This is a genomic window from Psychroserpens ponticola, from assembly GCF_023556315.2.
GTDB classification, from domain to species: Bacteria; Bacteroidota; Bacteroidia; order Flavobacteriales; family Flavobacteriaceae; genus Psychroserpens; species Psychroserpens ponticola.
Genome location: NZ_CP116221.1, coordinates 510,016 through 533,729, shown reverse-complemented (window position 1 = coordinate 533,729; position 23,714 = coordinate 510,016). Strand labels below are relative to the sequence as shown.

The window sequence follows — 23,714 nt, the reverse complement described above, 5'->3', positions numbered from 1 at the left end:
TAAAAAACAGTAATTTGAAATACTATAAAACATCTAATGGCTACAGCTAACGAAATTGTATTAAGACCTCGATTTAAGTTTAAAGTCGCACATGAAAACGAGATACTTTTACAATTATTTGAAGACACAAAAGTTACTCAATCAGATTTTATAGTATCACGTATTGATGACCATGTTTTTATTAGAATCCCTAAAGCTAAACAGCATTTTTGGTCGCCTCAATTGCATTTAGAAATTAATAACGAATACGACAAAGAAGGCAGTACCATTCATGGCTTATTTGGACCAAATCCAACAGTTTGGACCATGTTTATGTTTTTTCACTTTTTAATAGCTGGACTTTTTATAGCCTTTGGAACTTGGGCTTACGTTAATTGGTCTTTAGGTCATAGCTACGCCTTTCAATTATTTTTTGCCTTGTTTACAATTGTTATTTGGTTTGCCCTTTATTTTGGTGGACGTATTGGAAAAAAAACGGGAATGAATGAAATGCAACAATTACATCACTTTATGCGTGACACACTAAGAAGCAAAGGGATACATACAGAACTGTAATCTACTTTTGGTTATATCCAAAACGTCTCAATTGTCGTTGATCGCTTCTCCAATTCTTATTGACTTTTACATAGAGTTCTAAATGTACTTGTTTGCCAAAGAATTTTTCTAAATCCTTTCTAGCTTCTACACCAACACGTTTAAGAGCCGAACCTTTATGTCCTATAATAATTCCTTTTTGAGTCTCACGTTCAACCATAATTACCGAACGCATTCTGATAATATTTTCTTCTTCAAAAAACTCTTCGGTATCTACTTCAACAGCATAAGGAATTTCCTTTTTATAATGCATTAGAATTTTCTCACGAATGGCTTCGTTTACAAAAAATCGCTCAGGTTTATCTGTTAATTGATCTTTAGGATAGAAGGCTGGCGATTCTGGTAATAATTCTATAATTCTATCAAATACATTCTGAACATTAAACCCTTGCAACGCAGAAATTGGAAAGAATTCTGCATTAGGCACCTTACTTTGCCATAGTTCTGCTTGTTCTTCTAATTGTTCTTGATTAGAGTTATCTATTTTATTAAGTAATAATAAAACTGGAATTTTTGAATTTTGAATTTTATTAAAAAAGGCTTCATCTTTTAATTCTTTTTCACCGATTTCAACCATATAAACCAATACATCTGCATCATCAAAAGCTGACTTTACAAAATCCATCATAGACGCTTGTAACTCATAAGCTGGTTTGATGATTCCTGGTGTATCACTTAGAATAACTTGAAAATCCTCGCCATTAACTATTCCTAAAATACGATGTCTTGTGGTTTGCGCCTTTGATGTAATGATTGATAATTTCTCACCAATAAATGCATTCATAAGCGTAGACTTACCTACATTAGGATTTCCAATAATATTAACAAAACCTGCTTTATGACTCATAATATGCTTTTAAACTAGACTACAAAGTTACGACCTTGGTTTGTTTATTCCTCTATCATACATCACAATACTTCCAGCAACTGAAACATTTAGACTTAATTGCGATTTAAACTTTACTAAAAAATGACTTTTTTTAATGGCTTGATTAGACAAACCATGATCTTCTGCGCCTAGCAGATACACACATCGTCTTGGATGATGAAAGGTTTCTAAATTTTCTGCTGCATCAGTCAACTCTACACCAACCAGTCTAGTCCCTTTAGGCATATTAATTAAAAAATCATCAAAGGTTTTATAATGAAAATAAGGCATTGCATTTACAGCATTATGTGTATCACAAGCTTGTTTAGCATAGCGATTTCCAATTGTAAAAATAAAACTAGCACCTAAATTTTGAGCAGATCTCCAAAGCACACCTAAGTTTTCTGGAGTTTTACCGTTTTGGATTCCTATTCCGAAGAATTCATTTTTGAAATTGTCATTCATATTACAAAAATAAAAAACAAATAATTTAGAGAGCTAAAGGAATTTAATTCAACACTCAATAATTGTCTTTTTTTGCAATATTTAAGTTTTAGTTTCTTTTGCATTATGGTTTAATTTTTAAATTAATAATTACGCAACAACTAATTGACAAAAAAACTCAAATACTTGAATTATTCCTAAATTTTACATTAAATTTACTGTATACCAATAAGTTACACGAAAAAGAATGTCAAAAAAAAAGATAACTAATGCACATACACACGTATTCACAAGTCATTTTGTACCACCATTTCTTGCAAAGACTATTGTTCCTTGGCCATTATACTATCTCGTTCATACGCAATGGATTGTAACCTTAGCTAAAAACTATTATCGACATAAAAACAGTTCAAAATTTCCTATAAAAAGTGATGACGAAAGTTGGGAAAAAATTTATCATGAACGAAGAAAAAAGAAACGTCAAACAGATTTTCATTATAGCTTAAAATCTAAACCATATTTATACATTCCATATAAGTTAATCATTTTTATAGTTTCTTTAATTGCATTTTTTTACACCGTTGAATTCCTAGCTTATATTCTTGGTTTAGATAATGATATTAATCGTTTTTTAAGTAAAACCAAAATATGGCTATCAACATACTATTTGTATTTTGAACTGCCTGTTTTCTGGAAGATTATTTGGGTTACTTATGTTATTATTTTCATTAACTGGAGTCGTAGATTTCTATGGTTTGCTTTGAAGAGTCTCTTTCCCATTTTTAATAAAATTATTAGTCCAAAAGGTGTAGAATTACTTGAACGCTACCTTTTAATGGGACGTTTTTCTCTTTATAACTCACAACAACAAGTCGCACAACGCGCTCTTTTCCAACTACCTCATAATTCTAAAATGGTAATACTACCGATGGATATGGAAGAAATGGGAGCTGGAAAAACTAAGATGACTAAGAACATGCTAAACTCAAAGGCTGAAAACCTTAAGGAAACAAAATTAAAAAAAGATATTGATGGATGGACTGAATATGATTATAGTGACACCTACAAGTACCAAATGCGAGAATTGTGGGAATTTGTGAAAACAAATAGAATATCAAAGGCAAAAAAAAATGAATCAGCATCATATTATCCATTTCTTTTCTTAGATCCTAGACGTATGGCAAAAGAAAAAACAGCCTTTTTTGATTACGAAATTGTTAATGATCGCATGAAACTTAAAGACTGTTTTGTAAAAACTTACATGGAAGATCGCAATTTTAGTGGATTTAAGATATATCCAGCATTAGGATATTATGTTTTTGATGAACTTTTACTTCCTGTATGGAGGTATGCTTCAGAAAATAATATTCCAATAATGACTCATTGTGTTATTGGTGTTATTTATTATCGTGGCAAAAAGAAAAAGACATGGAATTACCATCCCGTTTTTAAACAATACTATGCTGACAGAACAAAGCCTGAAAATGAGTCACAACCTATGTTATTACCACAAACAAAAAATGTAGACATACAATTTAACTTCACTCACCCTTTAAACTATCTGTGTCTGCTTGAAGAGCAACTCTTCAAAGAAGTCTTAAAAACAATTAAAGATGATGAGATTAAAAATTTATTCGGTTATAAGGATGATAATACTCCGTTAAGTTATAATTTAAGTAACCTCAAAATATGCTTAGCACATTATGGTGGAGAAGAAGAATGGATTAAGTTCTTAGAAACTGATCGTGATGTTTACAGCAGGCGTATTATTAAAAATCCAGATGAAGGCATTCTATTCATGAAAAACAATAACAATCAATTTTCGCATGATAAAATTAATAGCTTATGGCATGATACTGATTGGTATTCAATCATAACGAGTATGTTGATGCAGTACACAAATTTTTATGCTGATTTAAGTTATATCATAAGTAAACCTTCTATTTATCCTTTATTAAAACAAACACTACAAAAAGGTAAAAACTATAAAAAACAACATCTAAATTATTTGGCTGAAAGTTCTCCAAACAAAAAAGCATCACACTTAAAAGGAAGAAATCGACTGAGAAGTCACATTCTTTACGGAACAGATTTTTATGTTGTTCGAAATCACAATTCAGACAAAGACCTATATACTGAAGCAAAAGCGGTATTAGATGAAGAAACTTTTGACCTCATCGCTAGAGAAAACACGCATAATTATTTATCAAGACATTAACACAAACATCATGAGGTTTATAGATAGAAATTTAGTTCCAGCTCCACATAGTTTATTAAGTGAGATTGTTCCTAACGAAAAGAAGCGAATGCAACGTTATTTTTAGTGATGCAGGTACAAAAAAACAGTAATGGATCTTCTTGTTGAACATGAAAAACCGTTGAAACTTTTGATTGAAGACTTAAATCGTATTTTCCAACTGAAACATATTACCTCTGTAATATTCTAACACTTTAACACGTAATATATATTCATATTTTGCATTAGTAAAATTAACTTTAGCGTTATCTAAATTATTCTTACTAGTCACATAATTTAAGAAATTTGAAATCCCATTATTAAATCTTATTTCGTTTACGCGATACGATTCTTCAAAAGCTTCAACTTGTTTTGCTAAACTTTGATATCTTAAGTAAGCTGCATTCATTTCAAAATGCACTTGAGCAATCGCATTTTTAATATCTAAATGTGTGCGTTCTAATTCTAGAATTGACTCTTCAACTCGAACTTTTTCTAAAGCCACATTGTTTTTTGCTCTCAACCCGTTAAACAATGGCACATTTACTGCGACTCCAACTACAGTGCTTAAATTATTATCTAATTGCTCTTTATAAGGAATCCCTTCAGAACTAAATGAACTTTGATGAGTAAGGACTGGAAAATCTTGACCATTTACAGTAACAAAATCTCCTGTTGGTGTAATGCTTGAACCTATCTCAGAAAATATTTGAGCTGCACTTGAATAATTTGAATTAACGCCTGCAAAAACAGAAAACTCTGGTGTAAATTGAGCTTTTGCTATACTAACTCCTTTTTTTGCTGCATCAACTCTAAGTTCATTGGCTTTAAATGTCGCCATATTTTTAAGAGCATCTGCATATACTTGGTCTGCAGAAAAAGCATAATGATCAATATCTAAAAGCAAATCTTCTGTATCTAAAGTGAGTTCATTATTTATATTTAGTAATCTAGTAAGAGATAATTTAGCATTATTGAGTCCGATTTCTGCAACTACAATACTCGTTTCGTCTATCGCTTTTTGAGCAACGATATCTGTGAAATCAGCAGGATTACCAACCTCGTTATTATAAAAATCCTCTTGAATTTTCATTTGTTTTTCGGTCGTTTCAAGACGCTGTTTCGCCAATCTTAAATTATCCTTACTATTTGAAACTTGAAGATATGCTAAGGTCACTCGCAATACTAAATCTTGCTTTACAGCTTCATTTTCCATTTCGGAAGCAAGTCTATTTAATTGATTCTGCTTAACCGTATTTATTAATCGGAACCCATTAAAAATGGTAGCATCTAAGTTTAAACCTACATTTGAAAACGTAAACTCTTGATTAATAAAATCATTAGTAAAAGGATCAATACTTCGTCCTCTATTAACTCCCAAATTAAAATCTCCATTAATAGATGGTAATAAATTTGCTTTTGAACGTTGGTGATTAACTTTTTCTCTATCAGCATTTAAATGGGTAGATTTTAAGTCTAAATTATTTTTCAAAGCCATACTAAGGCATTCTTCTAACGAATAACTAATTTCTAGTTCACTTTGAGCAAATCCTCCCCAAACCATCATCATCATGAAGGCGTAAATTATTGTTTTCTGTTTCATACTATTTAGCTTATTCTGTGACTATTTTTCCATCGAGAAGATTAACAATTCGCGAACCGTAAGATGCATTCTTTTCTGAATGTGTCGCTTGAATAATAGTGACACCTTCATTATTAAGTTGAGAAAATAACGCCATAATCTCTTCACTTTGTTTTGAGTTTAGATTCCCAGTAGGTTCATCTGCTAATATCAACTTTGGTTTACTTATTAAAGCTCTTGCTATGCCAACTAATTGTTGTTGACCTCCACTTAATTGAATAGGAAATAAATCTTTTTTACCAACAATGTTAAATCGGTCTAACATATCAGCTACTAAAGCTTTTCGTTCTGAAGATTTTACATTTTTATAAAGTAAAGGTGTTTCGATATTTTCTTGCACTGTTAATTCATCAATTAGATGATATGCTTGAAAGACAAAACCGATATATTCTTTATAGAGTTTAGATCTGTTTTTTTCTTTCATGCGATGTACAGGTTCACCTAAAAACGTATAACCACCATCTGTAAAATCATCTAACATTCCTATACAATTGAGTAAGGTCGATTTTCCAGAACCAGAAGGTCCCATTAATGAAATAAACTCACCTTCTTTAACTTGTAGATTGATAGTATTTAATACTGTAACTTTATTATGTCCTGAATTAACAGTTCTTGATGCTTCGTTTAGACTTAATAGTGTATTTTTCATTTTGATTTTAGCTTTAATTACTACTCTGTTTTTAAACTATCCACTGGATTTGCCACAGCTGCTTTAACAGCTTGAAAACTTACTGTAATCATAGCAATTCCAATAGCGCATAATCCAGTAAAAACAAAAGGTTGCCAACTCATATTGATTCTATATGTGAAATCTTGCAACCAATTATTCATTACATAATAAGCCAATGGAAATGAAATTAATAAAGCAATAGCGACCAATTTGATAAAATCTGCAGACAATAGTTTCACGATACTAGTAACGGAAGCTCCTAGTACTTTACGAATTCCTATTTCTTTACCACGTTGTTCTGCAGTAAAAGCTGCAAGACCGAAAAGACCTAAACAAGCTACAAATATGGCGAGTAAAGAGAATACCATTCCAATAGAAGCGGTTTGTTTTTCTTCAAGATATAATTGTTCAATATTTTGATCTAAAAAACTATAGTCGAATGGAATATTTGGCGCTACCTTTTTAAACTTTTTTTCTATGCTTGATATACTTTTCTGCAAATCAGCTACTTTCATTTTAACCAAGAGATATTCTTTATATTCACTAGGAAAATTATGAAATGCATATGCACCTATTGGCTCACGTAATGAAGCATAATTGAAATCATCTACAACACCAACAATAAACGCATTCTGACTCGGTAACATTTGAATGTTTTTACCAATAGCTTCTTCTGGTGTATAACCCAAGTAGTCTGCTATCTTTTTATTAACCACAACATCAACTAATGAATCGCCTTCGCTTTTAATAACTGGTATATTTTTTCCAGCAATAAACCGCAATCCCATAACATTAAGCGCTTCAGCATCAACACGATTTGTCTGTACAGATATTCCTCCATCGTCTTCAAGTGGGTTTTGCACCATTCTTCCGCTTACTGTTTTTCCAGGAAAACCTTGTGCAGCTCCAACATTTGTAATCATAGATAATTCACCTAACTCTTGTTCTAAAACCTTTACATTATTAACGTCATTTATGCCATTAATAGAAATTGCCATGACTTGTTCTGTATCGAATCCTAAATCTTTTTCTTGAATGAATTTCAATTGATTATAAATTACAACGACACCAATTATAAGCACAGTAGATGCTCCAAACTGTATAACAACGAGACCTTTTCTTACATTAGTAGCCCAAAACGATCCTATTTTTCCTCCTTTTAATATATTTTTAGCAGAAAGATGGGACATATATATTGCAGGATAAGAACCTGCAAGCAAAGTTGTAATTACCCAAATAGTCACAAGTGATAAAAGAAACATTACAGACCACAACATTGAATCAGGAATCTCTTTGCCTGCAATCTGATTAAATAATGGCAAACACAGCAATGCCAAACCTATACCAAGAAGCATTGAAATTGCTGTTATGAGCCCAGTTTCCGCATAAAACCGCATCATTAAATTACTAATAGACGCGCCCAATGTTTTACTTACACCTATTTCACGAGAGCGTATTTGAGAACGAGCCGTAGTAAGATTCATATAATTGATACATGCGATTACAAGAATTAATAACGCAAGCCAAGACAAACTCTTTACTTGATCTATTGAGCCTTTTCGAGAACTATAAGCATTTTGGATATGACTAGAATACAAATGAACTCTTTCTAGTTGTTGGGTGTTTAAAGCATACCATTGTGATTCTTTCTCAATATGCTTATCTAGCATTATTTTAAACTTCGATTTTAAAGACTTTTGGGTTGCACCTTTTGCTGTTAAAATATAAGTTTCCAAACTTGCATTAGACCAGGTTGGTCTTTTAGAAAAAAAGCTCGTAGCAAAAGAAACATAAACATTACCATCTAAAGTTGTATTTGATGGTAAATCTTGAAAGACTCCTGTGATTTCAATGTTCAGCCTGTCGTCTATTTTAAAAAGCTTACCTATTACTTGGTCAGTTCCAAAATATAGCAAAGCAGTATTTTTAGAAATTATTGCTGTATTTGGCTTCACTAATGCTTCATTTTCAAAGCCTTGAATTAATTTAAAATCAAAAATTTTAAATAGACTAGAATCTGCATAGTATAATGACGATTCAATAAATTCTGAATCACCAGTACTTATATAAGCAGGCTCACCAAAACCATGTTTTAAAAAACGAACAGCATCTAACACTTCTGGTATTTCGACCATGCTGGTTGGTGCAACCATTGCTGGAACTGTTGCATATATTTCATTGCTATGACTTTCAGATGTTTCCATTAAAACTCTATAAATCTGATTCTTTTGTGAGAACATAGTATTAAAACTATTCTCGTGATTAATAAACATAAACAACAAGGTTGAAATAGCAAGACTTAATGTTAACCCTAAAACATTTATAGATGAAAAAAGAGGATTCCCTTTAATGTTTCTCCATGCTATTTTTATATACGTTTTTATCATGACTAATAGGTTTTAAACGATTAATTTACTCTGATCGTAAAGCGTTGACAGGATTAGCATTTGCAGCTTGTAACGTTTTGATACTAATCACTAATAAAGCAAAGAAAATCATAGCACAACCACTTATTAAAAACACCCAGAAATTAATACTCGTTTTATACACAAAATCCTGCAACCAATTATTAATACCATACCATGCAATAGGAGATGCAACAATAAAAGCAATGGTAACTAACACTAAAAACTCTTTACAAAGCAATGTATTTATTTGCATCAATGAAGCTCCTAAAACTTTACGAACACCAATTTCTTTAACACGTCGGTTTGTGGTATAAATCACAAGTCCGAGTAATCCCAAACAGCTAATTAAAATAGATAAGCCTGTAGCCCAATTTAGAAGTTTCGATATTTTTTGTTCACGTTGGTAAAAATTTTGAATGGTTTCATCAACGAACTCTAACCTAAAATTACTATCTGGATAAACGTCTTTGAATACATTTTCAATCTTTGAAAGGCTCGTTTTTAAACTTTCAGGTGAATCATTCTTAAACGCTATATGTACGGCTTGAAAGTATGTCCAACTTTCTCTATACCAATCACCTCGTAATGCCATTGGTCTAATTTCTGCTTTTAATGATCGTTGATGAAAATCACTCATAACTCCTACAATAGGCAAGTTTTCTTTATCGTAAAGAAGTGTTTTACCAATAGCATCTTCTGGAGATTCGAAGCCGTAGAATTTTCTGGCAGCCTCATTGATTACTAATTCTTTAATAGTATCATTACGATATCCACGACCAGCAAGCAACTTTATTTCAAAGAGTTCTAAGAAGTTTCTATCACCAGCTAGCAATTGTATATCTCCATAGATTTCCTCATCACCAATCATTCGTCTCATATCTGTAACATTGCTGCTTTCTGAAGCTGGAGGCGCACCACCTAGGCTAATTTTCTTTAGTTCTGGAATAGCTTGAAGTTTTTCAGCAAACAACTCTATTTTATCCAGGCTACTAACTTCTATTGGCTTATAAACAGAAACAACAGCATCTGTTTTAAATCCCATATCCTTATTTAGAAGGTAATTAATTTGTTTTCCAACCAAAAGCGTTGCTATAATAAAAACTTGAGCTATTGTAAATTGAAAAACGGTTAGAAATTTTCTGAGTCCTACTTTTTTATCTCCAACTCCTATATTCTGTTTTAAAACAGAAACTGTATTAAATCTTGATAATACAAGTGCTGGATAAAATCCTGAAAGAAGAGTCACTAAAATTAAAAGCAAAACAACTCCACTTATAATTATTGGTGATTGAAATAATTCAAAATCTAAGCCTTTTGGAACAAAATCTGAAAAGACAGTAATTAACCATTTAGAAAGCAATAATGATAGGATTGAAGAAAAAAGCACCAGTAAAAAAGTTTCTCCCAAAAATTGAGTAACCAATTGCTTTTTTGAACTACCAAGTGTTTTCCTAATCCCAATTTCCTTAGCTCTTTGAGAAGCCTGAGCTGTATTTAAATTAATAAAATTAATACACCCAAGCAATAGCAAAAACAGCGCTACTAAGGCTAGGTTTTTTAATAACGATTTACTTGCTTGACCATTAGACCAATCGTAAATCCCATAGTTTTCATTAAAGTGAATATCTTGAATTGGTTGCAACGTAAAACGACGTTTATCACCATACTTTTTAGACTCTTCATCTTCATGTTCAGTTGCTAAATTATCTAATCGTTTTTGAAGCGTTTCGAGGTCTGCATTAGAAGTTACTTTTACAAAGAGTTGTGAGTTTGAATTTGTATTATTCCAATTTTTATTTAATATATTTTCTCGAAGTCTAGTTTGTAATAGAGTTGGACGCGAAATTACTTCTTGAAAAACAAGATCAGTTCGTTCCTTAAAATTTTCAACAATACCTGTAACGGTTGCATTTAAGGAGTCGTTATAAACTAGTGTTTTGCCAACTATTTCATTAGGAGATAATTTTGGAAAATATTGAGATGCGCGTTTTTCAGTAAGAACAACTTGATTAGGACCTGTAAACACATTCTGTTCTTCGCCAGCTAAAAAATTATAATCGAATATATCAAAATAACCTTGGTCAGCATAGATGACAAATTTTGGTAATTTAAATTCAACATCTGTACTTTGATTTTTTACTTTCATAGGACGTTCAACATAAAAACCACCTACAGCTTCAAAATTACTATTATCAGCTATTTCATCTTCAAGAGCCAATGTTACACCTGAATTATGGAAACTCCCATCAGGCGTAATAAAATCGGATACAACTCTATAAATACGATCTCCATCTTTATGAAATGTATCAAAAGTTACATCGTAATAAATCATTAGACTAATAACAAATGAAGCGCTAAGACCTATAGTTAGACCAATAATATTAATTAGAGAAAACACTTTGTGTTTCATAATATTTCTCCATGCTATTTTGAAATAATTTCTAATCATGATTATACTGTTTTGATTGGTTATTCAGTTCTCAAGGATTCAACAGGGTTTTGCAATGCTGCTTTAATCGTTTTATATCCAATTGTTAATAGTGCAATTACTAAGGTGATTAATCCTGCTACAACAAAAAATCCAAAATTAAGTGAGATTTTATATGAATATTCTTCTAACCATTTATAACTCAACCACCAAGCTACAGGAGTTGCTATTACAAAGGCAAGTATTACAAGTTTTATAAAATCACCTAATAATAATTTCATCAAACCAGTAATACTGGCACCAACAATTTTCCTTACTCCAATTTCTTTAGTTCTTTGATTTACCATAATCATGGATATTGCAAACAAACCAATACAGCTTAATATAATAGCCACAATAGAACCACTAGTTATAATGGTTGTAAGGACTTTTTCTTTTTTTAAAGTCCTGTCAATATTTTCATCTAAAAAAGACCCTAAAAACGGTGCATTTGGCTCTATATCTTTCCATGCTTTTTCAATTTTATCATATGCTGAAATTGCATTTTTAGGATCTACTTGAACAAACGCATAATAATATCCTAAACTATTATCCATAAACATAGTAATAGGCTCTACCTGTCGTTTTAAACCTCTAAAATTATAATCTTTCACCACTCCAATTACATTATAACGCGAACTATCTCCTATAGCAACAGTTACATCTAAAGGGTTTTCTTTGCCATATTCTTTTGCCATGGTTTCATTTATAACCATTGATAAACTATCTGTTGAAAACGCTCGATTAAAACCTCTACCAGCAACTAGTTCCAAACCTAATGTCTTTATGTAATCATAATCTACAACTAGGCTATGTGTCTTTAGTCCTCTACCTTCATAATCAAAACCAGAAACACTTGTATATCCACTACCATCTCTTCCATAGCCAAGATTGTTGTCGGCTGCGGTTATACTTAATACTTCAGGTTCGTTTTGCAAACTATTACGCAATCTGTTTAGTGCAGTATAACTATCTAAACTCCCATTAAAAGGAAATGAAACAACATTATTTTTATCAAACCCTAAATCTTTATGTCTTAAGTAATTGATTTGACTGCTCAATACAAGTGTTCCGCTTATTAGTAAAATTGCAATACTAAATTGGATGATTATTAACGTGTTTCGTAGTTGAGTGCCTGCCTTAGCTTCCAATTTACCTTTAAGTGCTTTTAGTGTACCAAGTTTACTTAACAACAGTGCAGGATAACCACCAGCTATGATTGTAATTAAAAGAATGGTTACAAAAAGCATCATTAGAATTTGTGGTCTTAATAAAGTTTCGAATGAACCTTCAGTTCTAAATAGGGTTTGAAAATCTCCCAACAAACCATATCCTAACAATGACCCTAAAACTAAGGATAGAGTAAAAATGAAGATACTTTCAACCCATAATTGAATAAAAAGTTGTGATTGTGAAGCACCTAATGTTTTTCGCATTCCTATTTCGCGAAGTCGTTGTCCGCTTTTTGCAACGCTCATATTAATAAAATTAACACTAGCAATGAATAGGATAAGAATAGCAATACCTAGCACTATGTAAGGCATGGTGTGCGAAACATTAGCGATACCACCTTTGAATGATGTAAACTCACTCTCTGCAAAGGGAAACAAACGGAATTGGTAGTATTGTCCATTTACATCTACAGACACACCATCTCTCTTAGCATCATCGATAGTTTCTTTATAATGTTTAGCTACAAATGCTCTTGTACGTTCTTCAAATTGCTGAGTGGTTACACCTTTAGACAGTTTAAGATAAACACTATGATTTCGACTATTCCATGCATTTAAATTCTCTTTATAATTTGGACTCTCATCAAATGCCAATAACAGATGAAAACCCATTGAGCTTTCATGTGGAATATCTTTTAGAATTGCAGTAATTGTAAAGGGTTCTTTTACATTTTCCTTTTGAATCATTATTGTTTTTCCAACAACCTCATCTGTACCAAATAGCATATTTGCTGACTTTTGCGTTAAAACGACCGATGATTTTTTAGCGAGAGGAGAATCAGTTTCTCCTTTTAAAACAGGAAACGTAAATAATTGCAGAAAATCTTGATCCACATAAGACAAATCTAAGATTAGCTCTTTATCTCCATCAGACACCAATGTATTCATTTCTAAATGTCTAGAAATCTTCTCTATTCCAGGCACCTCGTTTTGCAATGTTGGAGCAAACGGTATTGGTCGTGAAATAGCTTCTTTTGGGCCCTTAACTGTTTGCTCAGTAGCATATACTTTGTAAAGGTTATCTTTTTCTTCATGAAACTGATCTGTGGCTAATTCATCTAATGATGAGATTATTAAAAGCGTGGCTACGCAAAATGCTACAGATAAGCCTAAAATATTAAGACATGTAAATACTCTATCCTTCCAAAGGTTACGACATGCAAGTTTAATATAGTTGAAGACCATGATTGTTTGTTTTTTGATTGGTGATGATTATTCTGTTTTTAAACTTTTAACTGGATTAGCAGTTGCGGCTTTAATAGACTGAACACTTACTGTAATTAGAGCAATAACAATTGCTATAATAGCCGATAAAGCAAAAATCCACCAACTTAAATCTGTTCTATATGCAAATTCCTGAAGCCATATTTTCATGATATACCAACCAACTGGTATGGCTATTATAAAAGCAATTATCACCAACTTTATAAAATCCTTATTAAGTAATTTTAGAATTTGAAATATGCTAGCTCCAGTTACTTTTCTAATTCCTATTTCTTTTCTACGTTGTAAGCACATATATGATGTCAAGCCAAATAATCCTAAAGCCGCTATTAAAATCGCTAATACTGTGAAAATTTGAAAAGCAATACCAAACTTTTGGTCTTCGATATATTGCGCCTCAAATTTTTTATCTAAAAACGTATAGTCTAAAGTACTATTAGGAAAAATGGACTTGAATACCATTTCAACCTTATCTAAACTGGTTTGCATTCCTGCAACAGAATTTGCAGAAGAATTAAACTTCACTAGAACGTTATTGTTATTATTTTGATGACTATAAACTATCAAAGGTTCAATTTCTGTCTTTAAACCAAAATGATGGTAATCTTCCATAACGCCAGAAATATTCCATTTCTCACCCCAAAACTCAACATGTTTATTCACAATAGCGCTTGGGTTTGTAAATCCCATTTGGCGAGCAAATGTTTCGTTAATAACTATATTTTTAGAAATTTTATCGGAACTTTCTTTGAAAGCCTCTCCTGCTGAGAATTTAATATCTACAACATTAAAATAATCTGGCTTAGCTGAATGAATATAGAATACTTTTTGTTCATTAGTCTCTCCATTTGGATATTGTATACCTATAGTTGATGATAAATTATCATAGCCGTCGCCTGGATAAGTTTGAGTTCTAGCGACGTTTTTAATAAATGATAGATTTTTTAATTCATTTTCAAAGATTCCTACTTTAGTAATCATTAAAGAGTCTGATAATGTTTCTAAAATTTCACCTTTAAAAGCGCAGACCTGAGACAACTCTACACCAATAGGTTGTTCTTTTAAAAAATTGATTTGCTTTACTACAACCAAAGTCCCTATAATCAATATTATTGTTGCAAAAAACTGAAAAGCAATAAGGCCTTTTCGAATATTAAGTTTATTTGAGGATGTCTTAATTTTTCCTTTTAAAGCTTTTATAGGTGAAAAATTACTTAAAATAAGCGCTGGATAAAATCCTGCAAGTAAACTTCCTAACAACATTAAACCAACAAATGGAAGTAGTGCTTTTATATTTCCTATTCCAAGTACTAAAGACTTTTCAACAAAGCCATTGAAAACTGGTAATAACACTACAACAAATAATATTGCCACAATAAAAGCAAGAATAAACAAGCACATAGACTCAACTAACGATTGTATTATTAATTGCGAACGCTGAGCACCAGCAACTTTTCTTATACCAATTTCACGAGAACGCTCTAAAGATTTTACAGTAGAAAGATTGATGTAGTTTAACCACGACAAAATGAGAATAATTATGGCTATAATTGATAAAAATCTTATGCGACTTATACTTCCATTTGCTTCTGCTTCATAAGGTTTATCTGAATGTAAATGAATGTCACCTATGCGTTCAATATTATGCCTTTCATCAGGATCATTTTCTATGTCTGTGTTAATTATTTTGTTTTGAAGTTCGTCAAAATTAGAATTTTTATTAACTTTTATGTACGTAAAGAAGTTATTCCTGCTCCAGTTTAATTCTGCCTGACCATTTATCGCTTCCCAGGTTTTCATAGTTTCAAAAGACACCAAAAAATTCAGTTTCATGTGCGTAGTTTCGGCAACATCTGGCATTACAGCTATTACTTCTAGCAATGCTTCAGAACCATAAAAAACAGAAACTGTTTTGGATATCGGATTTTCGTCACCAAATAGTTTTTTCGCTAAAGTTTCTGATAGAATGATTGTATTGGGTTTGCTATAATCTTGAGCACTGCCTTTTAATAGTGATATATTGAAAATATCTAAGTAAGGAACATCTGTTAACGCTCCACTAGGTTGCTCGATTGCTCTATCGTCTTTAACAAACGTTACTTTTTCTAATCTATAAATTCTAACATTATCAATAACCTCAGGAAATTCTTTTTCTAATGTAGGTCCAGATAAATTATAGGTTTGTGCATCACCAGCCTCAAATGTTTCTCCTTTTAAGTAATCCATATAAACCCTATAAACTTGGTCTGAGTCTTCAAATGTATCGTAGCTCTTTTCATAACTTACATAAAGTGAAATAATTATAAACGCAGCAATACCCAGAGAAAGACCAATAATATTAATAAAGGAATACAGTTTGTTTTTAAACAAGTATCTAAAGGCTATTTTAATATAGAGTAGATTCATAATCTCTAATATTTATTATTCATTTTTTGATTGATTTATTCCGTTCGCAATGATTTTACTGGATTTGATGTTGCGGCTTTAATGGCTTGAAAACTCACAGTAAAAAGTGTGATAATTAAAGCACCGAAACAAGCAACTGCAACGACATCCCAACCTACTGACGTTCTATAACTAAACTTTTGCAACCATTGTCCCATGATATAATAGGCTAAAGGAGATGCAATCAATAAAGCAATAACCACTAGTTTGATAAAGTCTTTTGATAACAATAACCATAACTGGCTGATAGATGCTCCTAGGACTTTTCTAACACCAATTTCTTTGGTGCGTTGTTCTGCTACAAAAGATGCCAATCCAAATAAACCTAGACAACTAATAAAAATTGCTAAACCTGTAAATACTCTAGCCAAACTGGCAACCCGTTCTTCTGATTTAAACTTTTTTCCGTATTCTTCATCCACAAACTGATAATCGAAAGGTGTATTTGGAAAGTTTTTTTTAAAGACGCTTTTAATAATCTTTAAACTTTCTGCAGTACTTTTCTTAGGATTTAACCTTATATTATAAAAATTCCCATTTCCACGATTATCAAATGCATATATTGATTGTTTTACAGGATTATAAGGCGATTGCATAATAATATCATCAATAACTCCAATGATTTTCAAAGGATCATTTTGATTTTCAATATCAAGATCAGAATCTCTCAAATACTTTCCTATTGGGTCTTTAATTCCCATATATTCTACTGCAGTTTTATTCAGAATAACTCCTAAAGAATCTGTAGGAAAATCTCTTGAAAAACCTCGACCTTCAATTACTTTAGCTCCCAAAGTTTCAACAAACTCATAAGACACTGAAGTATGAGCCAAATCTTCCTGAAACCCAACCTGCTTGCCATCCCAAGTATAACCAGATCTATTAGACCAAACACTAGTTGTAGGGCTACTAGTTGTTGCCATTTCTAGAGCACCTTCAGAAGCTATAAATTGAGTTCTCATGACTTCTGACTTTCCTACAAATTCATTGCTCATTACAGGTATTTGAATCAATCCTTCTTTATTATAACCTACAGGTCTATCCTTGCTAAATTGAATTTGATTCATAACCACTAACGTTCCAATAATTAAAGCGATGGATACCGTAAATTGAACTACGACCAAAACTTTTCGAGGTAATGATGCATATCGACCAGATTTAAAAGTTCCTTTTAAAACCGCAACAGGATTGAATGATGATAAATACAAAGCTGGATAACTACCCGCTAAAAAGGCTGTCACTATAATGAATATTAATGAAGCTAACCAAAATTGAATATTCAACCATGGAAACACAATCGCTTTACTAGCCAAATTATTGAATCCATTCAAGAAGAGCAAAACAATGCCAAGAGCAAATACAAATGACAAAACGACGATTAAAAAAGACTCACTTAAAAATTGAAATATAAGTTGACCACGTTGCGAACCGATGGATTTTCTAATCCCAACTTCGGTTGCTCGTTTTTCAGAACGTGCAGTACTTAAATTCACAAAATTGATACAAGCTAATAACAGGATGAAGATTCCTATAATTCCGAATAACCATACATTTTCAATGCGTCCACCAGACTGAATCCCATTTTCAAAGTCACTTCTTAAATACCAATCTTCCATTGGAAATAAAAATAGCTGAGGGTTAAACTCAACATGAACTGGGCTCTCATTTTTCTTAACATCAATAATCTTTGATGTTACGTTTTTCATAGTCGTATTATCATTGATTTGAACAAACATTTGAAAGGAATTGTTTCCCCAAGATGTTTTGGCACTTTCGAACCAATCTTGTGTTGTAACATAATATTTCCATGGGATTAAATAATCCATTTCACTGAACGAGTTATTCTCTGGTATATCATTATAAACAGCTGTTACCATTAAATCATCTTCATTATTCACTTTTACTATTTTACCAATAGCAGTATGAGAACCAAATATTTTTTTTGCAGAAGTTTCTGAAAGCATTATGGAGTTCTTTTCCTTTAAACCATCTCTTACACCTTCAATAATTTGAAGATCTAATAATTCTGGTGCACCTTCTTGCATCGCATTTCCAAGTGTATAAATATTAGTTTCTCCAAACTTCAAATATCTTGGTTGCTCCCATGAAGACATGATAATATGTTTAAAATTATCATTATGCTTTTCGCGTAATGCAAATTCTAGAGGTCTCGGAATTGCTGAACCAGTTTCAACTTCACCATTACTTGATTGGTTTTGAAAAATTTGGGCTATAGTCGCCTTATTTTTAAAGTGATCGTCATAACTCAATTCATCTGCTATCCATAAACCTATCATCATAGTAGCTGCCATACCAACTGCTAAACCCGAAATATTTATAAATGAATACACCTTGTTTTTGAGAAGATTTCTAAACGCTATTTTGAAATAATTTTTAAGCATGATATCTAAAATTTACTGTTCGTTTTTGATTGATTTGGCTTTAACACTTCAGTACAAGTTGGTTAATTGAATGATTTTATACTGAAGTGCTTTCCACCTGATTGATTGATGAAAGTCGATTTAGGTTAAAATATTCTCGGTAACTTTTTGTCCGTCTAACATTCTAATAATTCTGTGACTGTATTTAGCATCGTGCTCACTGTGTGTAACCATTATAATTGTAGTACCAGCTTCATTAAGATCAATTAGCAAATCCATAACTTCATTTCCATTTGTACTATCTAGATTTCCTGTTGGCTCATCTGCAAGAATCAATTTTGGTTTGTTTACTACTGCACGTGCAACAGCAACACGTTGTTGTTGACCACCAGATAGCTGTTGTGGAAAGTGATTTCGACGATGCATGATTTGCATTTTTTCTAATACAGCTTCCACTTGTTTTTTACGTTCAGCTGGTTTCACTCCTGTATAGATTAATGGCAATTCTACATTTTCAAAAACGGTAAGTTCATCGATAAGATTAAAACTTTGAAAGACAAAACCAATATTGTGTTTACGTAATTCTGAACGCTTACGTTCATTGTAACCAGCAACTTCAATTCCGTTGAACATAAAACTTCCTCCATCAGGATCGTCTAATAAACCTAAGATGTTTAACAATGTAGATTTACCACATCCTGAAGGTCCCATTATGGCAACAAACTCACCTTCTTTTACTCCAAATGATAGTTTATTGAGAGCAATAGTCTGTACTTCTTCAGTCTTATAAAACTTCTCTAAATCATTAATTTGTATCATTATATTCGTTTTTTATTTGATTGTTTTTATTTTAAAATAAGTTCTTCAGTATCTCCAAATGAATCATAACTAGATGTTATCACTTTGTCACCAGAATTTAAACCTTCAATAACTTCATAGTATTCTGTATTTTGACTTCCTAATCTTATATTTACTTTGTAGGCTGTGCTTCCGTCTTCGCTCACTTTAAAAATCCAATTCCCTCCAGTTTTTTGAAAAAACCCACCTTTAGACACCAATAATGCCTCCTTTTCTGCACTTAAAGCAACTCTAATTTGAAGGTTTTGACCTCTTCTTATTCCTTCTGGCAAATCTCCAACAAACTTCATGTCTACTTGAAAACGACCATTTGTTACTTGTGTAAATACTTTCTTTATTTCTAAAACATAAGTCTTATCATTTAACTTAAACGTTCCTCTTTGCCCATTATAAATTCTTGATATATAATGTTCATCAATATCTACTCTAACTTTAAATCCGCTTAACACATCTACTTGACCTAATCGAGTTCCTTTAGTAATTGACTGACCAATTTCTGCATCTAAAGATGTAAGCTGACCATCAATTGGAGCTCGCACAACTAAATCTCCAACTTTTTTACGCATAAGTTCCAAAGCACTCTGCGTTCTTGCGTAAGAATTCTTAGCTTGATTGACTTCTAATTTAGAAGATGTAGAATCTTCAGACAAAACCTGTTCTGCTAATCTCATGCGTTCTTTTTGATACTCATAATTATTTTTAGAAGATTCAAAATCTTGTCTCCCAATAGCACCTTTATCATATAAACGATTATTCAAATCAAACACACGTTTGGCTTCTATTAAATTATTCTCTACATCTGTATATTGATTTTGTCTATTAATAGTGTTTTGACGCGCAGCATTTTGAGATATCTGCATTTGCGTCAGTAAATTATACACTGACGTTTCTTGATTGACAAGGCTTAATTCTAAATCGGTGTTAGACAATCTTAAAATAGGCTCACCTTGCTTTAAAATAGCACCATCTTCAACAAATTTTTCTTCAACACGACCACCTTCAAGAGCATCTAAATAAATGGTTGTTATTGGTAATACGATTCCATTAACTGGAATATTTTCTTGAAATACATTTTGAGTAATTTCTGTAATCGAAATACGTTCTTTTTGAACATTTAATTTAGAACCTCCTGAAGTTTGAACAACCACATAAATTATTAATGATACAATAGCAAGAATCCCTAATACAAGCCCTATTTTTTGTTTTGAGAATTTTTTCTTTTGAATTGGAACGTCCATTTTTAATTTTTTGATTACACAATACATATAGTGAAGATGATGCCAAAATAGTAAAGATCTAACTATCATATGTTTACAAATAATCAATACGATATAACTGTTCGATTTTGATACACTTTATGTTCGAAAATGCACACTTTTACCACTATTCCTATTTTTGTTTTTCTAATCTTTTTAAGCTGAAGATAATATCGTAATATTGTATAGATGGTATTAAAAAACGCTACAATATTAGTTATAGACGACGATGCAGATGTGCTTACAGCATTGCGATTACTTCTTAAACCACTTGTAAAAAATGTGGTTACTGAAAAAAATCCAAGCAATATTTCGTCACAAATAGAAGCTTCAGATTATGATATCATCATATTAGACATGAACTTTAATGGTTTAGTAAATACTGGTAATGAAGGCATTTTTTGGTTAAATAAAATTCGACAACAGAAACCTGAAACGTCTGTTATTCTAATGACTGCTTACGCAGATATTGATTTAGCAATACGAGGTCTAAAAGAAGGTGCTTCAGACTTTTTAATGAAACCATGGAAGAATGAAAAAATCATTGAAACAATTACAACGATTCTAAGTAATAAAAAGTCTAAAAAAGCTCAGAAAAACAAACTCAATTCTAACCGTTTAGAAATTATTGGCGACAGTGATGTAATGAATGATGTCTTCGTCAAATTAAAAAAGGTTGCTCCTACAGATGCTAATGTTTTGGTGCTTGGAGAAAACGGAACTGGAAAAGATTTAATTGCTAGAGCACTTCATGATAATTCTAACAGACGAAACCAACCTTTTATAAAAGTAGATGTTGGTTCATTAACGGCTTCGCTTTTTGAAAGTGAATTATTCGGTTATAAAAAAGGTGCTTTTACAGATGCAAGAGAAGACAGAAAAGGACGCTTTGAAGTTGCAAGTGGAGGCACATTATTCTTGGATGAAATTGGCAATATTAGTTTAGGTCAACAAGTACGTTTATTAACAGTTTTACAAAACAGGCAAGTCACACCTTTAGGTTCTAATGAATCTATTCCGATAGATATACGATTAATTTGTGCAACTAATATTGACCCAAGCGTATTAGCAGATGAAAAGAAATTCAGAAAGGATTTAATTTATAGAATTAATACAGTTGATATCATTGTACCTCCTTTAAGAGATCGTGGTACAGATATTACCGAATTGGCACACCATTTTGTAGCATTGTTTGCTGAAAAATACAATAAGAATCCGTTTAGTTTTGATTCTGGGTTTATTTCAAAATTAAAAGATCACGATTTCCCTGGCAATGTAAGAGAACTTCAATATGTTTTAGAACGTGCTGTAATTATGACTGATGGTTCCGTTTTAAAACCTGAAGATTTAGTGTTTTCATCAATAGAGCGTTCAACAACAACTACGAGCAACACAACAACGAGCTTAAATTTAGATGATATTGAAAAGAATGCGATTCTTACAGTACTAGAAAAAAACAAAGGCAATGTTTCAAAATCAGCCAAAGAATTAGGAATCACAAGAGCTGCTTTATATAGACGACTAGACAAGTATGAACTATAGAGCATACATCTTTAAGTTGTTTTTTAGAATTCTACTTTTAGTTAGTATAATACTAGCTTTAACCTATGCGATCTATAAGGACAAAACAGCTTATACTGTGATTATAGGTATCGCATTATTTTACTTACTCATCAATACATACACATTTATAAAACGCCGTTTTGTTGCAATGGACGATTTTTTTGAAGCTGTTAAGTATCGTGATTTTTCAAGGTGGTTCCCTGAAGATAGAGGTCCGAAAGACATAAGGTTTTTGTACACAGGTTTTAATGAAATCAATAGAACTATTAAAGAAATTAACTCCCAGAATCAAGCCCAATATGTGTACTTGCAAAAGATTTTAGAAATGGTAGACATAGGCATTATAGCTTATAATCTGGAATCTGGAGACGTACTTTGGAGCAACGATTCTTTTGGTGACATTTTGGATGTACCTTCGTTTAAAAACATCAGATTTGTAGAACGCAGAAAGCCAGAATTATTCAATACTGTTTTTGAAACTTACCATAGAGAACCGAATTCTATTTCTATAGCATTACAGAATGAAAGCATTAAAATCTTAATTTCTGACACGGTTTTTCAAGTTGATGAAGATGCTTTTAAATTAATTGTCATTCAAAATATTGATGATACTTTAAATAAAAATGAATCTGAATCTTGGAAAAAGTTATTAAGTGTAATGACACATGAAATCATGAATTCTATTGCACCTATTTCGTCCTTAGCAGATACCCTTCAAAAAAACTTAGAAGTAGCAATTAATAAACCTGAAGAGTCGCATTTAGAATTAGAAGATCTCAATTCTGGAATAAAAACCATTAAAAACCGAAGTGAAGGCCTTTTAAAATTCGCAAAAACCTATCGCAGTTTAAGTAAAGTCACTCATCTTAATTTACATCGCGCTAAAGTTTCTGAATTACTCAACAATATTCAGTTGCTTATGGAACCGTCAATAAAAGCTAAAAATATTAATATACAGTTCAACGTTTCTGATCCAAAATTGGAATTAGATATAGATACACACCTAATTGAACAGGTATTAATTAATCTTATATTAAATGCTGTAGACGCTTGTAAAAGTGACGATAATGCAGAAATCAAAGTACTTGCCTCGCAAAATTCAAATAGAAACATTGTTATTAAGGTCTATGACAATGGTTCTGGTATTCCTCAAGACATTCTAGAAAACATCTTTGTTCCATTCTTTACAAGTAAAGCTACTGGAAGCGGAATTGGTTTGAGTTTATGTAAGCAAATAATGCTTCTTCATAAAGGGAGAATACTTGTAAAAAGTATTGAAGGAGAAGGCTCGGTATTTAGCTTGGTGTTTTAGAATTGAAAAACCTCCAGCCAAAATGACTGAAGGTTTTATTAGTAGCGGGAACTGGACTCGAACCAGTGACCTTCGGGTTATGAGCCCGAACCCGACCCCTTTTTCAACACAAAC

15 protein-coding genes are annotated in these 23,714 nt (G+C 31.9%); 4 read left to right on the top strand and 11 right to left on the bottom strand.

The window, feature by feature from the left end:
* Positions 1-36 precede the first annotated feature (36 nt).
* On the top strand, positions 37-555 hold the full coding sequence (locus tag MUN68_RS02240) for a GTP-binding protein (protein WP_249994925.1): 519 nt from the start codon (positions 37-39) through the stop codon (positions 553-555).
* 1 nt (position 556) lies between these two features.
* Here MUN68_RS02240 and era read toward each other — a convergent pair whose 3' ends face one another.
* Positions 557-1,441: a GTPase Era gene (era, locus tag MUN68_RS02235; RefSeq protein ID WP_249994926.1), complete on the bottom strand. Its 885-nt coding sequence runs from the start codon at positions 1,439-1,441 to the stop codon at positions 557-559.
* Positions 1,442-1,468: 27 nt separating this feature from the next.
* Complete coding sequence (locus tag MUN68_RS02230; protein WP_249994927.1) at positions 1,469-1,927, bottom strand: RNA methyltransferase; 459 nt, start codon at positions 1,925-1,927, stop codon at positions 1,469-1,471.
* A gap of 226 nt (positions 1,928-2,153) precedes the next feature.
* Here MUN68_RS02230 and MUN68_RS02225 point away from each other — a divergent pair, with 226 nt between their 5' ends.
* Complete coding sequence (locus MUN68_RS02225) at positions 2,154-4,124, top strand: amidohydrolase family protein (protein WP_249994928.1); 1,971 nt, start codon at positions 2,154-2,156, stop codon at positions 4,122-4,124.
* 181 nt (positions 4,125-4,305) lie between these two features.
* Here MUN68_RS02225 and MUN68_RS02220 read toward each other — a convergent pair whose 3' ends face one another.
* The 9 genes from MUN68_RS02220 to MUN68_RS02180 form a co-directional block, all read right to left on the bottom strand.
* Positions 4,306-5,745 (bottom strand): TolC family protein, encoded by a 1,440-nt coding sequence (locus tag MUN68_RS02220; RefSeq protein WP_249994929.1) that lies wholly within the window; start codon positions 5,743-5,745, stop codon positions 4,306-4,308.
* A 10-nt stretch (positions 5,746-5,755) separates the two neighbouring features.
* Complete coding sequence (locus tag MUN68_RS02215) at positions 5,756-6,433, bottom strand: ABC transporter ATP-binding protein (protein ID WP_249994930.1); 678 nt, start codon at positions 6,431-6,433, stop codon at positions 5,756-5,758.
* Between the two features lie 20 nt (positions 6,434-6,453).
* A complete protein-coding gene (locus tag MUN68_RS02210) occupies positions 6,454-8,841 on the bottom strand; it encodes an ABC transporter permease (RefSeq protein ID WP_249994931.1) in 2,388 nt (795 codons plus the stop codon).
* Positions 8,842-8,866: 25 nt separating this feature from the next.
* Positions 8,867-11,311, bottom strand: a complete 2,445-nt coding sequence (locus MUN68_RS02205; RefSeq protein ID WP_249994932.1) for an ABC transporter permease — start codon at positions 11,309-11,311, stop codon at positions 8,867-8,869.
* 20 nt (positions 11,312-11,331) lie between these two features.
* Positions 11,332-13,746, bottom strand: a complete 2,415-nt coding sequence (locus MUN68_RS02200) for an ABC transporter permease (RefSeq protein ID WP_249994933.1) — start codon at positions 13,744-13,746, stop codon at positions 11,332-11,334.
* 27 nt (positions 13,747-13,773) lie between these two features.
* Positions 13,774-16,191, bottom strand: coding sequence for an ABC transporter permease (locus MUN68_RS02195; protein ID WP_249994934.1), 2,418 nt, complete (start codon positions 16,189-16,191; stop codon positions 13,774-13,776).
* Between the two features lie 35 nt (positions 16,192-16,226).
* Complete coding sequence (locus tag MUN68_RS02190) at positions 16,227-18,632, bottom strand: ABC transporter permease (protein ID WP_249994935.1); 2,406 nt, start codon at positions 18,630-18,632, stop codon at positions 16,227-16,229.
* Positions 18,633-18,752: 120 nt separating this feature from the next.
* Entirely contained in the window at positions 18,753-19,430 is a 678-nt protein-coding gene (locus MUN68_RS02185; protein WP_249994936.1) for an ABC transporter ATP-binding protein, read from the bottom strand.
* Between the two features lie 26 nt (positions 19,431-19,456).
* Positions 19,457-20,707: an efflux RND transporter periplasmic adaptor subunit gene (locus MUN68_RS02180; RefSeq protein ID WP_249994937.1), complete on the bottom strand. Its 1,251-nt coding sequence runs from the start codon at positions 20,705-20,707 to the stop codon at positions 19,457-19,459.
* 207 nt (positions 20,708-20,914) lie between these two features.
* Between MUN68_RS02180 and MUN68_RS02175 the strand changes: the two genes are divergently transcribed.
* Positions 20,915-22,267 (top strand): sigma-54-dependent transcriptional regulator, encoded by a 1,353-nt coding sequence (locus MUN68_RS02175; RefSeq protein WP_249994938.1) that lies wholly within the window; start codon positions 20,915-20,917, stop codon positions 22,265-22,267.
* Positions 22,257-23,600, top strand: coding sequence for a sensor histidine kinase (locus MUN68_RS02170; protein ID WP_249994939.1), 1,344 nt, complete (start codon positions 22,257-22,259; stop codon positions 23,598-23,600). The genes MUN68_RS02175 and MUN68_RS02170 overlap by 11 nt, the downstream gene beginning before the upstream one ends.
* The last annotated feature ends 114 nt before the right edge of the window (positions 23,601-23,714 follow it).

Excerpts from the sequence above, each read along its gene's own strand:
- MUN68_RS02180 (WP_249994937.1), bottom strand. The coding sequence starts at position 20,707 with ATGGACGTTCCAATTCAAAAGAAAAAATTCTCAAAACAAAAAATAGGG.
- MUN68_RS02195 (WP_249994934.1), bottom strand. The coding sequence starts at position 16,191 with ATGAATCTACTCTATATTAAAATAGCCTTTAGATACTTGTTTAAAAAC.
- MUN68_RS02205 (WP_249994932.1), bottom strand. The coding sequence starts at position 11,311 with ATGATTAGAAATTATTTCAAAATAGCATGGAGAAATATTATGAAACAC.
- MUN68_RS02240 (WP_249994925.1), top strand. The coding sequence starts at position 37 with ATGGCTACAGCTAACGAAATTGTATTAAGACCTCGATTTAAGTTTAAA.
- MUN68_RS02220 (WP_249994929.1), bottom strand. The coding sequence starts at position 5,745 with ATGAAACAGAAAACAATAATTTACGCCTTCATGATGATGATGGTTTGG.
- MUN68_RS02175 (WP_249994938.1), top strand. The coding sequence starts at position 20,915 with ATGGTATTAAAAAACGCTACAATATTAGTTATAGACGACGATGCAGAT.
- MUN68_RS02170 (WP_249994939.1), top strand. The coding sequence starts at position 22,257 with ATGAACTATAGAGCATACATCTTTAAGTTGTTTTTTAGAATTCTACTT.
- MUN68_RS02230 (WP_249994927.1), bottom strand. The coding sequence starts at position 1,927 with ATGAATGACAATTTCAAAAATGAATTCTTCGGAATAGGAATCCAAAAC.
- era (WP_249994926.1), bottom strand. The coding sequence starts at position 1,441 with ATGAGTCATAAAGCAGGTTTTGTTAATATTATTGGAAATCCTAATGTA.
- MUN68_RS02210 (WP_249994931.1), bottom strand. The coding sequence starts at position 8,841 with ATGATAAAAACGTATATAAAAATAGCATGGAGAAACATTAAAGGGAAT.
- MUN68_RS02200 (WP_249994933.1), bottom strand. The coding sequence starts at position 13,746 with ATGGTCTTCAACTATATTAAACTTGCATGTCGTAACCTTTGGAAGGAT.
- MUN68_RS02185 (WP_249994936.1), bottom strand. The coding sequence starts at position 19,430 with ATGATACAAATTAATGATTTAGAGAAGTTTTATAAGACTGAAGAAGTA.
- MUN68_RS02215 (WP_249994930.1), bottom strand. The coding sequence starts at position 6,433 with ATGAAAAATACACTATTAAGTCTAAACGAAGCATCAAGAACTGTTAAT.
- MUN68_RS02190 (WP_249994935.1), bottom strand. The coding sequence starts at position 18,632 with ATGCTTAAAAATTATTTCAAAATAGCGTTTAGAAATCTTCTCAAAAAC.
- MUN68_RS02225 (WP_249994928.1), top strand. The coding sequence starts at position 2,154 with ATGTCAAAAAAAAAGATAACTAATGCACATACACACGTATTCACAAGT.